Genomic DNA, 13,977 nt, shown 5'->3' on the forward strand with positions numbered 1-13,977 from the left:
AGCGCGGGCAGGTTCCCTCACCCCAACCCTCTCCCAGAGGGAGAGGGGGCTTTCCGTAGCCCGGATGAAATCCGGGCTACAGCTTCATACAGGTAACGACACATGCAACAACTCCTCGTACTGGAGCAGGTGCACAAGCACTACGGCTCGGTGAAAGTGACCGACGACTTCAGCCTGGCTCTGGCGCCGGGCGAGGCGCTGGGCATCATCGGGCCCAACGGCGCCGGCAAGAGCACGCTGTTCAACCTGATCGCCGGGGGCGTGGCGCCTGACAGCGGGCGCATCCACTTCCAGGGTGATGACGTCACCCGCGAGCCGGTGTTCAAACGCTGCCAGCGTGGCATCGGCCGCTCTCACCAGATCCCGCACCCCTTCGTGAAGATGACGGTGTTCGAGAACCTGCTGGTGGGTGCCACCTTCGGCGCCGGCCAGACGGAAAAGGACAGCTACGCCTGGTGCGCGCACATCCTCGAACTCACCGGCCTGATGAAGAAAGCCAACGCCTTGGCCGGGTCCCTGACCCTGCTGGAGCGCAAGCGCCTGGAAATGGCCCGCGCCCTGGCCACCCGGCCGCAACTGCTGCTGCTCGACGAGATCGCCGGCGGCCTCACCGAACCGGAGTGCCTGGAGCTGGTCGGCACCATCCAGGGCATCCACCGTTCCGGCACCGCGATCATCTGGATCGAGCACATCGTCCACGCGCTGCTGGCCGTGGTCGGTCGCCTGGCGGTGATCAACTTCGGCCGCAAGCTGGACGAAGGCGAGCCCAGCGCGGTGATGGCCAACCCCAAGGTTCAGGAAATCTACATGGGCATCGGGAGCTGAAGTCATGCTGACGATCCGCAAACTGCGCGCCGGCTACGGCGACTTCCAGGCGTTGTTCGGCATCGACCTGGACCTGGCCGAAGGGGAAACCCTGGCCATCATCGGCTCCAATGGCGCCGGCAAATCCACCTTCATGCGTTCGCTCGCCGGGCTGATCCGCAACGACCCCGGCGCCATTCGCTTCAAGGGCGAGTACATCGGCAGCCTGCCGGCCAACCAGGTGCTGGAGCGTGGCATCGCCCTGGTGCCGGAAGGCCGCAAGCTGTTCCCCTCGCTCAGCGTCGAGGAGAACCTGCTGATCGGGGGTTACAGCAAGCGCCAGGGCGCCTGGAACCTGGAGCGCATCTACAGCCTGTTCCCGGTACTGGCCAACCTGCGCAAGCGCCCCGGCACCGCGCTCTCCGGTGGCCAGCAGCAAATGGTCGCCATCGGCCGCGCGCTGATGTCCAGCCCAGGCCTGTTGCTTTGCGACGAGATCAGCCTCGGTCTGGCGCCGACCACCATCAAGGACATCTACGCCGCACTGCCGTCGATCAAGGCCGATGGCACCGCGGTGATCCTGGTGGAGCAGGACATCAATCAGGCCCTCAGCGTCGCCGACCGCTTCTATTGCTTCCAGGAAGGGCGCATCTCCCTTTCCGGCAAGCCGGGGGAGGTGAGCAAGGAACAGATCAAGGCGGCCTATTTCGGCCTGGCGGAGGCACGATGATGGAATGGCTCAATACCCTGGTGCAGGGCGTGCTGCTCGGCGGCCTCTACGCCATGTTCGCGGTCGGCCTGTCGCTGATGTTCGGCATCATGCGCCTGGTCAACATCGCCCATGGCGACTTCATCGTGCTGGCCTCCTACCTGGCCCTGGTGGTGGTCGAGGCACTCGGCCTGTCGCCGCTGGCGAGCCTGGTGCTGGTGGTGCCGGTGATGTTCGTGGTCGGTTACGGCCTGCAACGGCAACTGCTCAATCGCACCCTCGGCAATGACATCCTGCCGCCGCTGCTGGTGACCTTCGGCTTGTCGATCATCCTGCAGAACGTGCTGCTGGAGTTCTTCAGCGCCGACAGCCAGAAACTCTCCCAGGGCGATCTGGAAGTGGCCAGCGTGGCCGTGGGCGGCCTCAGCCTCGGCGTGATGCCGCTGATGGTGTTCGGCAGCGCGCTGCTGGTGATCGGCGGTTTGCAGCTGCTGTTCTACAAGACCAGCCTGGGTCGCGCTTTCCGCGCCACCTCTGACGACCAGCACACGGCCCAACTGATGGGCATCGACAACCGCCACATCTTCGGCCTGGCCATGGCGTTGGCGATGGCGGTGGTGTCCATCGCCGGCGTGTTCCTCGCGGTACGCACCAGCTTCGACCCCAGCGTCGGCCCGGCGCGCCTGCTCTACGGCTTCGAGGCGGTGATCATCGGCGGCCTCGGCAGCCTCTGGGGCACCCTGGCCGGTGGCGTGATCCTCGGCGTTGCCCAGGCGGTGGGGGCGCGTATCGATCCGGGCTGGCAGATCCTCGCCGGCCACCTGGTGTTCCTGCTGATCCTGGTTTTTCGCCCGCGTGGCCTGTTTCCCCGGAGTGTCGACTGATGAATGCGATGAACAATGCCTACCTCGTCCAGCGCGCCACCCGCAGCAGCCAGGTGGGCCTGGCGCTGCTGGGCGTGCTGGTGCTGGTGCTGGCGTCCCTGCCGTTCTGGGCCGACCGCGCGGTGCTGCGGTTGGTGGTGGAGTTCGCTTACTACCTGGCCCTGGCGCAGATGTGGAACCTGCTGGCGGGCTACGCCGGCATGGTTTCGGTGGGCCAGCAGGCCTTCGTCGGCCTGGGTGGCTACCTGCTGTTCGTGCTGGCGTCGCAGTTGGGTGTGCCGCCGCTGGCCGCGGTATTCCTCTCCGGCCTGGTGGTGGCGCTGCTCGCAGTACCCACGGCGCTGGTGCTGTTCCGCCTGCGCGGAGCCTATTTCGCCATTGGCACCTGGGTGGTGGCCGAGGTGTTCCGGCTCGGCCTGGCCCAGGTGGGCAGCCTGGGCGGTGGCTCCGGACAGAGCCTGCCGGCCTCCATCGTTCGGCAGATCGGCAGCAGCCGTGACAGCCGCGAGATGCTGCTGTACTTCAGCGCCCTGGGCATTGCCGTGGCGGCGGTGCTGGTGGTCTACCTGCTGCTGCGCTCGCGCCAGGGCCTGGCGCTGACGGCCATCCGCGACTCCGAGCCGGCATCCGGGAGCCTGGGCATCAACGTGTTCCGCACCAAGCTGCTGGTCTATGTGCTGGCTGCCGGCTGCACGGGCGTCGTCGGTGCGCTGATCTTCCTGCAGAAGCTGCGCATCTCCCCGGATGCCGCCTTCAGCGTGCAGGACTGGACGGCAGCAGTGATCTTCATCGTCATCATCGGCGGCATCGGCACCCTGGAAGGGCCGCTGATCGGCACCCTGATCTACTTCGCGCTGCGCAGTTGCTTCGCCGAATTCGGCGCGCTGTACATGATCATCCTCGGCAGCGTGGCGGTGGTGATGATGCTGAAGGCACCGCAGGGTGTCTGGGGGCTGGTGAGCGAACGCTTCGGCTGGCAGCTGTTCCCGATGCAGCGCAAGTTGGTGGGAGCTGGTCTGTAGGGGCGAAGTCATTGGCTATGTCTGCGTTGGCTGTTGCGAGAGATTTACCATCCGGCCAAGAGTCTTGTAGGAGCTGGCTTGCCAGCGAAACGGGGCCATTCGCTGGCAAGCCAGCTCCTACGGGCAATGCAGCTGCCTGCAACACGTAATGCAGACATAGCCAATTCATTCGCCAAGGGCGGCGCAGCAGCCCCGCTCGAATACGAAGGGCAGACCTTCGGCCTGCTTGGCGATTGAAATCGCCCCTACAGTTAGATCATCGCTGGAACTGGAAAACACCATGGACCGCCTGCTCAGCATCGAAGCCTTCGTCCGCGTCGCGGAAACCGGCAACTTCGCCAAGGCCGCCCAGCAACTGGGCGTGACCCGCTCGGTCATCAGCCATCGCATCCAGCAATTGGAGGAGTACATCAGCGCGCCGCTGTTCCACCGCAGCACCCGCCATGTGCGTTTGTCGGAGGTCGGGGAGACCTACTACAAGGAATGCGCCGACATGGTAGCGACCTTCAACAGCCTGACCGAGCAGATGCGCGACCTGCGTGCCAAACCCACCGGCAAGCTGCGCATCCAGATGCTGCCGGGCTTTGCCATCGGCCACTTCGGCAGCCTGCTGGCGGAATTCACCGAGCTCTACCCGGACATCGAGGTCGACGTGATCGTCAACGACCGGGTGGTGGACCCGATCGAGGAAGGCTTCGACGTGGCCTTCCAGATGTTCCCGCCGTTGGCCGAGAGCCTGATCGAGCGCAAGCTGTTTTCCGTCCGCCGGCTGTTCTGCGCCTCCCCCGACTACCTGGAGCGCCACGGCGCGCCCGCCGTGCCCGCAGACCTCCAGGCACACAAGGTGGCGCTCTACGAGGGCTACCCGTCGCGCAACAAATGGGTGTTCAACGGCAATGAACAAGTGGAACTCAACCTCACCGGTCAGGTGCGCTCCAACTCCGTCCACCTGCTGCGCGATTACGCCATCACCGGTACCTGCGTAGTCTGCCTGCCGACCCTGGTGGCCAGCGACGACCTGCTGGCCGGGCGGCTGGTCCCCGTGCTCACCGACTATTCGCTGACGGCCTTCAACTTTTCCGCCGTCTACCCGGCCACCCAACGCCGGGCGCTGAAGGTGCGCACCCTGATCGAGTTCCTGGTGGAGCGAATCAGCGATGAACCGGCGTGGGACCGGGCACTGTTGGAGCAGGGTTGGATCAAGGCATAAAGCCACAGGCACGGCAGGTGTCTGTCCCCGACTCCGGTCAGGCCCGCGCCTCTCGTTCGGTCCCCACGAAATGTTCGCGCGTACCGAACACCCAATCAAACCACGGCTTGGTTACGCACCAGTTGGCCTGCGGGTTGGGACCCATATGGTGGTCGTAGTGCCAGGGCAGGTGCCGGCGGGCCCAGTCGGGGTTGTCGTGGGCCTTCTTGTGAGTGAAGTAGTAGTTGCCGGCGCAGTACCAGAGCGTCAGGCACAGCCAGGGCGCCCAGAGGATCAGGGGCGCCACCAGGGCGCTGGCAGCGATCAGTGCCCAGGCTTCCTTGCCCTGCGCATGCCAGCCCAGCGGAGGGCGGCGGTAGCAGGGGTCGTAGAAGTCGTGCTGGCGGGCATTGCGGTGGTGTTCGTGGAAATGGAAGCTCCAGAAAGTACCGCGCTTGCGGCCCATGCCGTGCAGCACGATGCGGTGGAACCACCATTCGGTGAAATTGCCGAGCAGCAGGCCGGCGGAGATGCTGATCAGCGCTTCGAGGTGCCAGGGCATTTTCTTCTCCTTGTTGTTGTCCCATGGAACCCGGAACAGGACAGCTCTCCGGGCTACGGAACCAAGGTTCGCGCGGGTGTACGAAGGGAACAGCCTGACTTTCGATTAGCGTCGACGCAGGGCAAGCAGGACCCGCGTCGACACTATCGTTCAGAGCAAAGGAACGCGTCCCGACAGCCATGCTGAGGGACAAGCCTCGCAGGTGGGTGCTGAGCCTGCGAAGCCCAAGATTTCCCGGTACCGTGGCCAGTGCTGTCGGGTTTCGTCGAACTCGCTCCAACCTATGATTCGTTTACTGCGCAGCCACCTCGGGCAGTACCGGTACGTAGTCCAGCTGCAGGCGCTCGCTGCTCCAGGCGCGGACCTGGTTGGTCAGCTCCAGGTCGTTGTTCAGCTTGCGGCCGTAGGAGGGGATGATTTCCTTCAGGCGAGCCTGCCATTCCGGCGTCTGCACCTTGTCCTTGAAGGTCTTCTCCAGCACGGTGAGCATGATCGGCGCCGCGGTGGAGGCGCCCGGCGAGGCGCCCAGCAGGGCGGCGATGCTGCCGTCGGCGGAGCTGACGACTTCGGTACCGAACTGCAGGACGCCGCCTTTCTCGGCGTCCTTCTTGATCACCTGCACGCGCTGGCCGGCGGTCAGCAGTTCCCAGTCTTCGTCCTTCGCCTGCGGGAAGTATTCACGCAGCTCGTGCATGCGGTCGGCCTGGCTGAGCATCAGCTGGCCCATGAGGTAGGTGCTGAGCGGTAGGTTGTCCAGGCCGGCATTGGTCATCGGGCCGATGTTGTCGGTGGTCAGGGCGCTGAACATGTCCAGCAGCGAGCCGTTCTTCAGGAACTTGGTGGAGAAGGTGGCGAAGGGCCCGAACAGCAGCACCTTCTGGCCATCGATCACGCGGGTGTCCAGGTGCGGCACGGACATCGGTGGCGAGCCGACCGAGGCCTTGCCATAGAGCTTGGCCTGGTGCTGGGCGACGACCTCGGGGTTGCGGGTAACCAGGAACTGGCCGCCCACCGGGAAGCCGGCATAGCCTTCGGCTTCCGGGATGCCGGACTTCTGCAGCAGCTTGAGGGCGCCACCGCCAGCGCCGATGAAGACGAATCTGGCCTTGACGCTGGTTTGCGCCTCGTTGTTGCCGAGGTCGGCCGCGGTAACGGTCCAGGTGCCGTCATCGTTGCGCTTGATGTCGCGTACTTCGTGCTTGAGGTTCAGCTTGACCTTGTCGCTTTGGGTCAGGGAGCCGATCAGCTGGCGGGTGATCTCACCGAAGTTCACGTCGGTGCCGATGGCCATGCGGGTGGCGGCGACCTTCTGGTCGGCTGGGCGGCCTTCCATCGCCAGGGGTACCCACTGTTTGATCTGATCGAAGTCTTCGGAGTACTCCATGCCACGGAACAGCGAGCTGTGCTGCAGGGCGGCGTGGCGCTTCTTGAGGAAGGCGATGTTGTCATCACCCCAGACGAAGCTCATGTGCGGCACGCCGTTGATGAAGGACTTCGGGTTGCTCAGCACGTTGCGTTCGACCTGGTAGGCCCAGAACTGCTTGGAGATCTCGAAGGATTCGTTGATCGCCACGGCCTTGCTGATGTCGATGCCGCCGTCTGCGGTTTCCGGCGTGTAGTTCAGCTCGCAGAAGGCGGAGTGGCCGGTGCCTGCGTTGTTCCAGGGGTTGGAGCTTTCCGCCGCGACCTGGTCCAGGCGCTCGTAGATGTCGATGGTCCAGCCCGGCTCCAGTTCGTGGAGATAGGTGCCGAGGCTGGCACTCATGATGCCGGCGCCGATCAGCAGCACGTCGACGGACTTCTCCGGCTCGGGTTGCTTGGCACAGCCGAGCACCGTGAGGCACAGGAGTCCTAGGAGGAGTTTTTTCATGGGACTGTCCCTTTCTGTTTCTCGAAAGGGGCGGTGCGCAGGCAAATGTCGTGCCGGAATCGGGGGATGGCCCTGAATCGTTTCACTTGGCGGGATTCAAGGGCCTGGAAGCACGCGAGTGTGGCGGGAATCCGCCCTTTTGGGGGCGGTGAGGGTGCCGGGCGGGCGGTTTTCCGCCCTCAGCCCTTCTTGTGCAGCCAACTGAGAAAGCCGCCTTTCCTGATTGCCTGGGGCTTCTGCAACAGCAGGTTGCGACTGGCCTGCTCACGGAAGGAGCGTAGACGGGTGAGGGCGGCACGGACTTCGATGCGCTCCTCCAGGCAGCTACGGATTGCGTCCCGCTCGACGCGGTAGAGCACGCAGGAGGTGAGCGCGGTGAATCGCGCCTGGGACGGTGCATCGTTGGCGATGCCTTCTTCGCCGAGAATTTCGCCCGGCCCCATGCGGCCGGCCTCGATCATGCCGGCGCCGTCGGGTACCGCCGCCGAGATGACGCCGGTGCCGATCACCAGCAGGCCATCGGAAACCTCGCCGACATCCAGCACCACCTGGCCGGCGGAGAAGGCCAGGGGCGCCATGACCTGGCTGAGTTCGTCTTTCTCCTCGCTGCTCAGGGCACGGAAAATCTTCACGTCCTCCAGCAGTAGACGCGGCCGCGACCAGGGCTGGGGCACGCTATCGCTGCTGAAGGCTATGCCGGCGGCTTCGAGATGGCGGTGCGCCAGGTCGTACATCAGGTTGCGGACTTCGGTCTTGTTCTCGCCGGTACGGATGAAGCCGCTGGCTTCGTACTCCACGGACTCCAGGTCCGAGCCCTTGATCGCGACCTTGGGCTTGGGGCTGGTGAGCAGCACGCTGATGCCCTGCACCGTCTTTTCCAGGGCATCCAGCACCCGGCGCGGTCGCACCTGGGTGGGGACCCTGAGGCTGATGGACACGCCCGTCAGCTCATAGGGGCGGCTGAAGTTGTGGACCTTGGTCTTGGCCGCAACCGAGTTCGGAATCACCACCGTGCTGCCCTGGCTGGTGAGCAGGTGGGTGGCGCGCCAGTCGATTTCCACCACCTTGCCTTCGGTACCGTCGATGGAAATCCAGTCATCCAGTTGGTAAGGCTTGGTGGTGTTCAGGACGATGCCGGAGAACACATCGCTCAGGGTGCTCTGCAGGGCCAGGCCGATGACGATGGCCATGACCCCGGAGGTGGCCAGCAGGCCTTTCACCGGCAACTGCATCACATAGGCCGCCGCCGCCACCACCGCCACCAGGAAGATCACCGCGCCCAGCAGGTCCTGCAGCAGTCGCCCGGCATGGCCGATACGCGGCATCAGCAGGCCCAGCACCACGGTCAAGGTGCGAGCGCAGAACAGCCACCAGACGATTTCCAGGGCAGTGGCCACCAGGTTGAGTGTGGTGTCCGTCCAGGGCGGCGGCTGCAGTGGGTTCAACCCGGCATCGATGATCAGGGCGCTGAACAGCAGGAAGAGCACGACGCGGCAGAGCACCCGCCAGGTGCGTTGCTCGACGGGAATGCTGCGCCAGACCAGCAGGTCGAGCAGCAACAGGGCGACGCCGAAAACCAGCGGGTGGTTCTGAATGAATGCGAGCATGAAATCCCTTCCGCGAGTGAGTGCGCATCACGTTAGCAGAGCTCACCATCAGGCTGAATTGTCCTGTGGGGACGATTCAATTGGCTGGGGCTGCATTCCGTGCTGTAGGCAGCTGCATTGCCCGTAGGAGCTGGCTGGCCAGCGAATGGCGGCGTTTCGCTGGCCAGCCAGCTCCTACTCTGTTTGTTCCGGCGCTCTTCGATGGCGAACGGCACGAACCCGAGCTTCGGATACAGCAGCAGGCCCGCCACGTTGTCATTGAAGCAGGACAGGGTCACCTGTGCGGCCTGGTGTTTGTCCCGGGCGATGCGCAGCATCTCGCCGATCGACTGCCCGGCGACGCCCGCGCCGCGGGCCCTCGGGATCGACGATGAGATTGCCGAGGGTGCAGGTGCCGTGGGCTTCCCACCGGTAGAAGTTGGCGAAACCCAGTACCTGGCCGTCTCGCTCGATCACTGTCGAATCGCAGCGTTGGGCAATGGAGTCGCGCAGTTGCTCATGAGTCAGCGGCCAGCTGGCCGCCGGGAAAAAGAAAAACAGCTCCTCGGGATTACCGGCAAAACCGCAGATCCGTGGAATATCCCGATCCTGCACGGGGCGAAAAGTGAAGCTCATGTCCTGTCTCCTGACCCTGAAAATCCATGGCGTGCGCCCGGCCCCGGTTTCAGCGATTGGCCACCAGATGGGCGCCGAACAGCAGGTAGCAACTGCCGGCAAAGCGGTCCAGCCATTTGCGCGAACGACTATAGACGGCAGTCATGCGGTTGCTGGCGAAGAACAGCGCGACGCAGCAGTACCAGGTGAACGACAGCGAGGCCATGGTGAGCACGGCCAGGCCCAGCAGCAACGGCGGTGGTGACGCCGGCATCGAGGTGGCGAAGATGGTGGCGACGAACAGCGCCGACTTGGGGTTGGTCATGTTGCCGAGAAAGCCCAGGCGATAGGCCGAGAACAGGCTGCGGCCCGACTCACCAGGCAAACCGTTGCCCGCCCCGGTCGGCGCCGGCTTGCGCCTGAACTGCTTCAGGCCCAGGTAGATCAGGTAGCAGCCACCGGCGATCTTGAAGGCCAGTTACAGGGCCGGGGCGGCGCTGAACAGCGACTTGATCCCCAGGCCGCCGGCCAGCCCCCAGAGCACCGTGCCGGTGGCGACACCCAGCGCGGCGATCATGCCATGGCGACGCGAACAGCTGGCGGCCAATTGCGCCGTGGTAAAGAAGTTCGGCCCCGGCGTGACCACGACCACGGTCCAGAGCAGCGCCAGCGACAGCAGCGGGCCGGCATACAGCAAATGTTCGAGCGCTATGACACAGACCGCCTTTATCGCGTTAAGGGAGGCCGACGCTACTCCACCTCGGGCTCATGGATCAACAGGTCGCCCGGCTGACACTCCAGGTATTGGCAGATCGCGTCCAGGGTCGCGAGCCGCAGGCCCTTGACCTTGCCCTGCTTGAGCAGGGACAGGTTGGCCTCGGTGATGCCGATCGCCGCCGCGAGGTCCTTGGATTTGACCTTGCGTCGGGCCAGCATCACGTCCAGTTGAATGACAATTGACATACTGATCTCACACGAAGGCGCGGTTTTCCGAAGCCACTTCACTGGCCTGCCAGAGGATACGCGCGATGATGGAAATACACGCAGCCAAAAACAGCGCGACAAAGGTCGGGGCGGTGATGCTGAGACTGATCAGGCGCTCGCCCACCGGCGCGTTCAGGGTGACCCAGATGCTGAGTAGCGGCTCGCAGAGAAAGTCCAGCAACACCCACAACGCCACGCCCCGCCCGACCTTGCCCAAATGCACCGCCGCCGCGCTGGAAAAGTACTCGCCGCGGGCATAGCTCTGGAACAACTGGCGCAGATGGCTCAAGCCAAAGGCCAGCGCCAGCAGGGGGATGCTCGACAGCAGAATGCCGCCCAGGGTTTGCCACCAGGGAAAGACAGCACCGGCAGCCAGATGGCTCGACAGGCTATTGCTCAGGCCAAAACCGAACCCGTAGCCACTTTCCGCGCTCAACTGCGGAAACAGCCACAGCGCCGCGTTGAGCAGCAACATGGCAATGATCAATAACAGGGTGACAGCCGACATGCGCTGGCTGAACCGGGCAATATCTTGGGACGTCATGGGAAGGCTCCAGAGGAAGGAATGTGGAGAAATCATAAAGAACTAATTATCGTAAAACAATAATTAATTTCTGCGTTTCGATCATTTAATTCATAAGCCCAGCAATACCCCCGGGGCTATGCTGAAAGCAATGGAGGCCATTGGAGAACGCTCATGAACGGTTTCCTGGTGATTTTCTTCACCCAGCAAAATCGCCGCTATCACGGCAAGATGGTCGGTGACTGGCTCGTCGACCTGGCCAACGAGCTGGGCCTGCGCGGCGCGACCATGAGCACCGCCATCGAAGGTTTCGGCCACACCGGCCGGCTGCACTCCGCACACTTTTTCGAACTCGCCGACCAACCCATCGAGGTCCGCCTGGCACTCACCGAAGAGGAGTCAGCCCGGCTGTTCGAACGCCTGGAGGACGAGGACATTGCGCTGTTCTATATCAAGACGCAGATCGAGTTCGGCACCCTTGGCAAAGAGGCCAAGAAAGCGGACGCGGGCGGATGACGCGCTGAAGACAGTCGCACGCGCCTGGGTTACCGTACGGGCCTGACGTTGTGTCGAGGACAGCTCCATGGGCAAGCCCGCCCCCCGTAAAGACTGGGTCCACCGCGCGCCTCCCACGCGGCCGGCAGCGTCCTCTGGAATCAACTGGTCGGTCTTGTCGGCCAGGTAGATGAGGATGGCGCCAGACTCGAACAGTGGCAGCGGACGACCATCCGGGCCGTTGGGGTCGATGATGGCGGGAATCTTGTTGTTCGGATTGAGGGAGAGGAACTCCGGCGACATCTGGTCGTTGCGCTCGAAGCTCACCAGGTGCGGCTCGTAGGGCAGGCCGGTCTCCTCCAGCATGATCGAGACCTTGACGCCATTGGGCGTCGGCAGGGACTAAAGCTGCAGCCGGTCCGGCTGGGTCGCGGGCCACTTGCGAGCGATGGGGAAAGCCGACAGTTCACGCATGGGGACTTCCTGTTCGAGATTGAAGGGCGAATGGGCAACCTTACCTGTCGACTGCCGAAGAGTGGAAGGCTCAGTCGCGATCCGGCGCCCCCAGCGGGAACAGCGGTCGATACATGCGCGCTTCGTCCACCGCGCGGGCGAACGAGGGACGAGCCAGCAAGCGCTGCCGATAGGCCCGGACGTTGCCGAACGACCCGGCAATCGGGTGTACCCAGTCGGCATAGAACAGCGCCGGCGCGGCTGCGCAGTCGGCCAGGCTGAAGGTTTCGCCGGCCGCCCAGGCTCGGCCCGCGAGCTTCTCTTCGAGCCAGGCGTAACTGCGCTCCAGCAGGCCTTTCGCTTCCGCCACGCCAAGCGCGTCGCGCTGCTCTGCCGGGCGCAGGCTATCGAACACCGGCTTCTGCATCGGCGTCATCACATACAGGTCGAAGAAGCGATCCAGCATGCGCACCTCAAGCGCGGCTTCCGGCCCCTCGGGGATCAGCGTTACCGGCCCGGCATGATGTTGCTGCAGGTATTCGATGATGATGCTCGACTCCATCACCGGCCGCTCGCCGTCCAGCAGCAACGGAAACCGCTGGAGCGGCCAGAGGGTCTGGAACTCGTCGGCGGTGGTCGGGTCATCCGGTGACAGCAAGCGCATGCGGAAGGGTGTGTCGTTCTCGTAGAGCGCGATCAGCACCTTCTGGCAGTAAGACGAGAAGGGATGGGCGAACAGTTGCAGGGACATGGGCGACTCCTGTTGAAGTTGGGATTCGCTAGCTGGTCGATTGCCATTCGGGGAAATCGACAGGTTTTGGCTGTTGTAGGAAGACGACTTTGTCCCTGCAAAGGGTAGGCGCCTATGGCGCTGAGGGACCGCTGTCAGCGTGCTGAAAGAGTCGTCCGGTATCCTGCCTGTCGCCGGCGACACGATTGCCTGGTGTTATCTCCCCTCTATTGCGCGGTTCCAGCGGCAGCCCAGGCCACAAGCCTGCGGCCTGTCGCTGTGCAGCACCGGGGTGAATCAATCGTCCCGCGTCAGCACTTCCAGCAATTCGATCTCGAACAGCAGGTTGGAGTTGGGCTTGATATGGGCGCCGACCTGGCGTTCGCCGTAGGCCAGGTGCGCCGGGACGAAGAGCTTGCGCTTGCCGCCCACTTTCATGCCCATCAGGCCGATGTCCCAGCCCTTGATGACACGCCCGGTGCCGATCACGCACTGGAAGGGCTTGCCACGGCTGTAGGACGAATCGAACTCGGTGCCGTCTTCCAGGGTGCCGCGGTACTGGGTGGTGATCAGGGCGCCCTTGACCACTTCCTTGCCGTTGCCCAGCTGGATATCGGTTATCTGCAGTTCGTCACTCATGGGATGTGCTCCTTGGTTCGTCGGTCGGGTCCGGCCATTTGCGCGCAGCCTTTTCGCAGGATCGCGCGCGCCGGTCAAGCCACGACGTAATTCGTCGACGACAGGAACGCCCGGCTTCATCGGGGCTTCGTGCAATTTGCATGAGAGCTGGACGGGGAATCGTGCAAGTCACCCACAGGTTGCAGGGCGCTCCCGCTCCATATGGCTGATTTGCAAGGAAATTACCTGAAGCAGCAAACGGGCACGACGACTGCAGGGAACAAGGTTCGAAAACCCAGGACCCGACAGGAGTTTCCGAATGAAGCTGCCATTTACTGCCTTCTATGATGCCTTTGCGCAGTACCAGGTAGTCGTGAAGCCCCGGCCCGATGGGTCATTGTTGCTCACGCTGACCGGACAAGACGGCGAATCGCTCTGCAAGGCCGTCGACAACGAAGCCTTCTACAGCGACGCGCGCGTGCGCCAGGTGATCCGGGAACTGCAGCGGGACATGAAGCTGGACGCGGGCGAAGTGCACTGGCACGACAAGGGCATCGACTGGGTATCGCGCGATCTGCCTACCTATCAGGGTGGGCCCATTCACATGACGGCGGCCAAGACGCTTGTGGCGCGGCGCAAGCTGGAGCCCAGGCAACAGGCTCGTCGAACCCCCGTAGCCTGAACACCGCTGACGGATGAAAGGAGCGGGGCGACCCGCTCCTTTTTTGTGGCTTAGCCACGCTTCGCTTTTTCGGCGAGTTCCTTCTGGGCGACCGCTTCGTTTGCCTCGTGTTGCTGTTTTTCGATCTGCGCAAGGCGCTTCTCGTAGCGGGAGATGGTGCGGTCGCCGCCGCCGGATGCCATCGCCGAACCAGCGGAAAGGGCGACGGCCAGCAAGGTTGCGGAAGTGATGAGCTTTTTCATGGAATGTCT

Annotated in this window: 15 protein-coding genes and 3 pseudogenes; 7 read left to right on the forward strand and 11 right to left on the reverse strand. The window is 63.7% G+C overall.

The window, feature by feature from the left end:
• The first annotated feature begins 102 nt into the window (after positions 1-102).
• The 5 genes from G559_RS0127095 to G559_RS0127115 all read left to right on the forward strand — a co-directional run bounded on the left by G559_RS0127095 (position 103) and on the right by G559_RS0127115 (position 4,629).
• Positions 103-825, forward strand: coding sequence for an ABC transporter ATP-binding protein (locus G559_RS0127095; RefSeq protein ID WP_028631237.1), 723 nt, complete (start codon positions 103-105; stop codon positions 823-825).
• A gap of 4 nt (positions 826-829) precedes the next feature.
• Entirely contained in the window at positions 830-1,534 is a 705-nt protein-coding gene (locus G559_RS0127100; RefSeq protein WP_028631238.1) for an ABC transporter ATP-binding protein, read from the forward strand.
• Positions 1,534-2,397 carry a branched-chain amino acid ABC transporter permease gene (locus G559_RS0127105; RefSeq protein ID WP_028631239.1) on the forward strand — a complete coding sequence of 288 codons (864 nt, stop codon included), beginning with the start codon at positions 1,534-1,536 and terminating at the stop codon, positions 2,395-2,397. Before G559_RS0127100 ends, G559_RS0127105 begins: the two co-directional genes overlap by 1 nt.
• Positions 2,397-3,419, forward strand: a complete 1,023-nt coding sequence (locus G559_RS0127110) for a branched-chain amino acid ABC transporter permease (protein ID WP_028631240.1) — start codon at positions 2,397-2,399, stop codon at positions 3,417-3,419. Before G559_RS0127105 ends, G559_RS0127110 begins: the two co-directional genes overlap by 1 nt.
• A gap of 280 nt (positions 3,420-3,699) precedes the next feature.
• Positions 3,700-4,629 carry a LysR family transcriptional regulator gene (locus tag G559_RS0127115; RefSeq protein WP_028631241.1) on the forward strand — a complete coding sequence of 310 codons (930 nt, stop codon included), beginning with the start codon at positions 3,700-3,702 and terminating at the stop codon, positions 4,627-4,629.
• 37 nt (positions 4,630-4,666) lie between these two features.
• On the opposite strand, the gene G559_RS29435 is transcribed toward G559_RS0127115, so the two are convergent.
• The 7 genes and pseudogenes from G559_RS29435 to G559_RS0127150 form a co-directional block, all read right to left on the reverse strand.
• Positions 4,667-5,170, reverse strand: coding sequence for a sterol desaturase family protein (locus G559_RS29435; RefSeq protein WP_051246934.1), 504 nt, complete (start codon positions 5,168-5,170; stop codon positions 4,667-4,669).
• A gap of 292 nt (positions 5,171-5,462) precedes the next feature.
• Entirely contained in the window at positions 5,463-7,040 is a 1,578-nt protein-coding gene (locus tag G559_RS0127125; RefSeq protein WP_028631242.1) for a malate:quinone oxidoreductase, read from the reverse strand.
• Between the two features lie 179 nt (positions 7,041-7,219).
• Positions 7,220-8,647, reverse strand: coding sequence for a mechanosensitive ion channel family protein (locus tag G559_RS0127130; protein ID WP_028631243.1), 1,428 nt, complete (start codon positions 8,645-8,647; stop codon positions 7,220-7,222).
• 176 nt (positions 8,648-8,823) lie between these two features.
• A pseudogene (locus G559_RS29440) lies at positions 8,824-9,262 on the reverse strand (N-acetyltransferase family protein); the annotation flags it as partial.
• Between the two features lie 49 nt (positions 9,263-9,311).
• Positions 9,312-9,953, reverse strand: a pseudogene (locus G559_RS29445) (LysE family translocator).
• A 38-nt stretch (positions 9,954-9,991) separates the two neighbouring features.
• Complete coding sequence (locus G559_RS0127145; RefSeq protein WP_009050838.1) at positions 9,992-10,204, reverse strand: helix-turn-helix domain-containing protein; 213 nt, start codon at positions 10,202-10,204, stop codon at positions 9,992-9,994.
• Between the two features lie 7 nt (positions 10,205-10,211).
• Positions 10,212-10,769: a DUF2975 domain-containing protein gene (locus G559_RS0127150; protein WP_028631245.1), complete on the reverse strand. Its 558-nt coding sequence runs from the start codon at positions 10,767-10,769 to the stop codon at positions 10,212-10,214.
• A 153-nt stretch (positions 10,770-10,922) separates the two neighbouring features.
• Between G559_RS0127150 and G559_RS0127155 the strand changes: the two genes are divergently transcribed.
• Positions 10,923-11,264, forward strand: coding sequence for a DUF190 domain-containing protein (locus tag G559_RS0127155; protein WP_028631246.1), 342 nt, complete (start codon positions 10,923-10,925; stop codon positions 11,262-11,264).
• Between the two features lie 140 nt (positions 11,265-11,404).
• Here G559_RS0127155 and G559_RS30170 read toward each other — a convergent pair.
• From G559_RS30170 to G559_RS0127165, 3 genes and pseudogenes are all read right to left on the reverse strand, one after another.
• Positions 11,405-11,717, reverse strand: a pseudogene (locus tag G559_RS30170) (glutathione S-transferase N-terminal domain-containing protein); the annotation flags it as partial.
• A gap of 70 nt (positions 11,718-11,787) precedes the next feature.
• Positions 11,788-12,447 (reverse strand): glutathione S-transferase family protein, encoded by a 660-nt coding sequence (locus tag G559_RS0127160; protein ID WP_028631247.1) that lies wholly within the window; start codon positions 12,445-12,447, stop codon positions 11,788-11,790.
• 276 nt (positions 12,448-12,723) lie between these two features.
• Positions 12,724-13,065, reverse strand: a complete 342-nt coding sequence (locus G559_RS0127165) for an FKBP-type peptidyl-prolyl cis-trans isomerase (protein ID WP_028631248.1) — start codon at positions 13,063-13,065, stop codon at positions 12,724-12,726.
• A gap of 298 nt (positions 13,066-13,363) precedes the next feature.
• Between G559_RS0127165 and G559_RS0127170 the strand changes: the two genes are divergently transcribed.
• The gene (locus G559_RS0127170) at positions 13,364-13,726 is read left to right on the forward strand and encodes a DUF3509 domain-containing protein (protein ID WP_028631249.1); all 363 of its coding nucleotides are present in this window, start codon (positions 13,364-13,366) and stop codon (positions 13,724-13,726) included.
• 50 nt (positions 13,727-13,776) lie between these two features.
• Here the strand turns inward: G559_RS0127170 and G559_RS0127175 are convergent, their stop codons facing one another.
• Positions 13,777-13,968, reverse strand: coding sequence for a hypothetical protein (locus tag G559_RS0127175; RefSeq protein ID WP_028631250.1), 192 nt, complete (start codon positions 13,966-13,968; stop codon positions 13,777-13,779).
• Between the last annotated feature and the right edge of the window lie 9 nt (positions 13,969-13,977).

The organism is Metapseudomonas resinovorans DSM 21078, assembly GCF_000423545.1.
Classification (GTDB): domain Bacteria; phylum Pseudomonadota; class Gammaproteobacteria; order Pseudomonadales; family Pseudomonadaceae; genus Metapseudomonas; species Metapseudomonas resinovorans.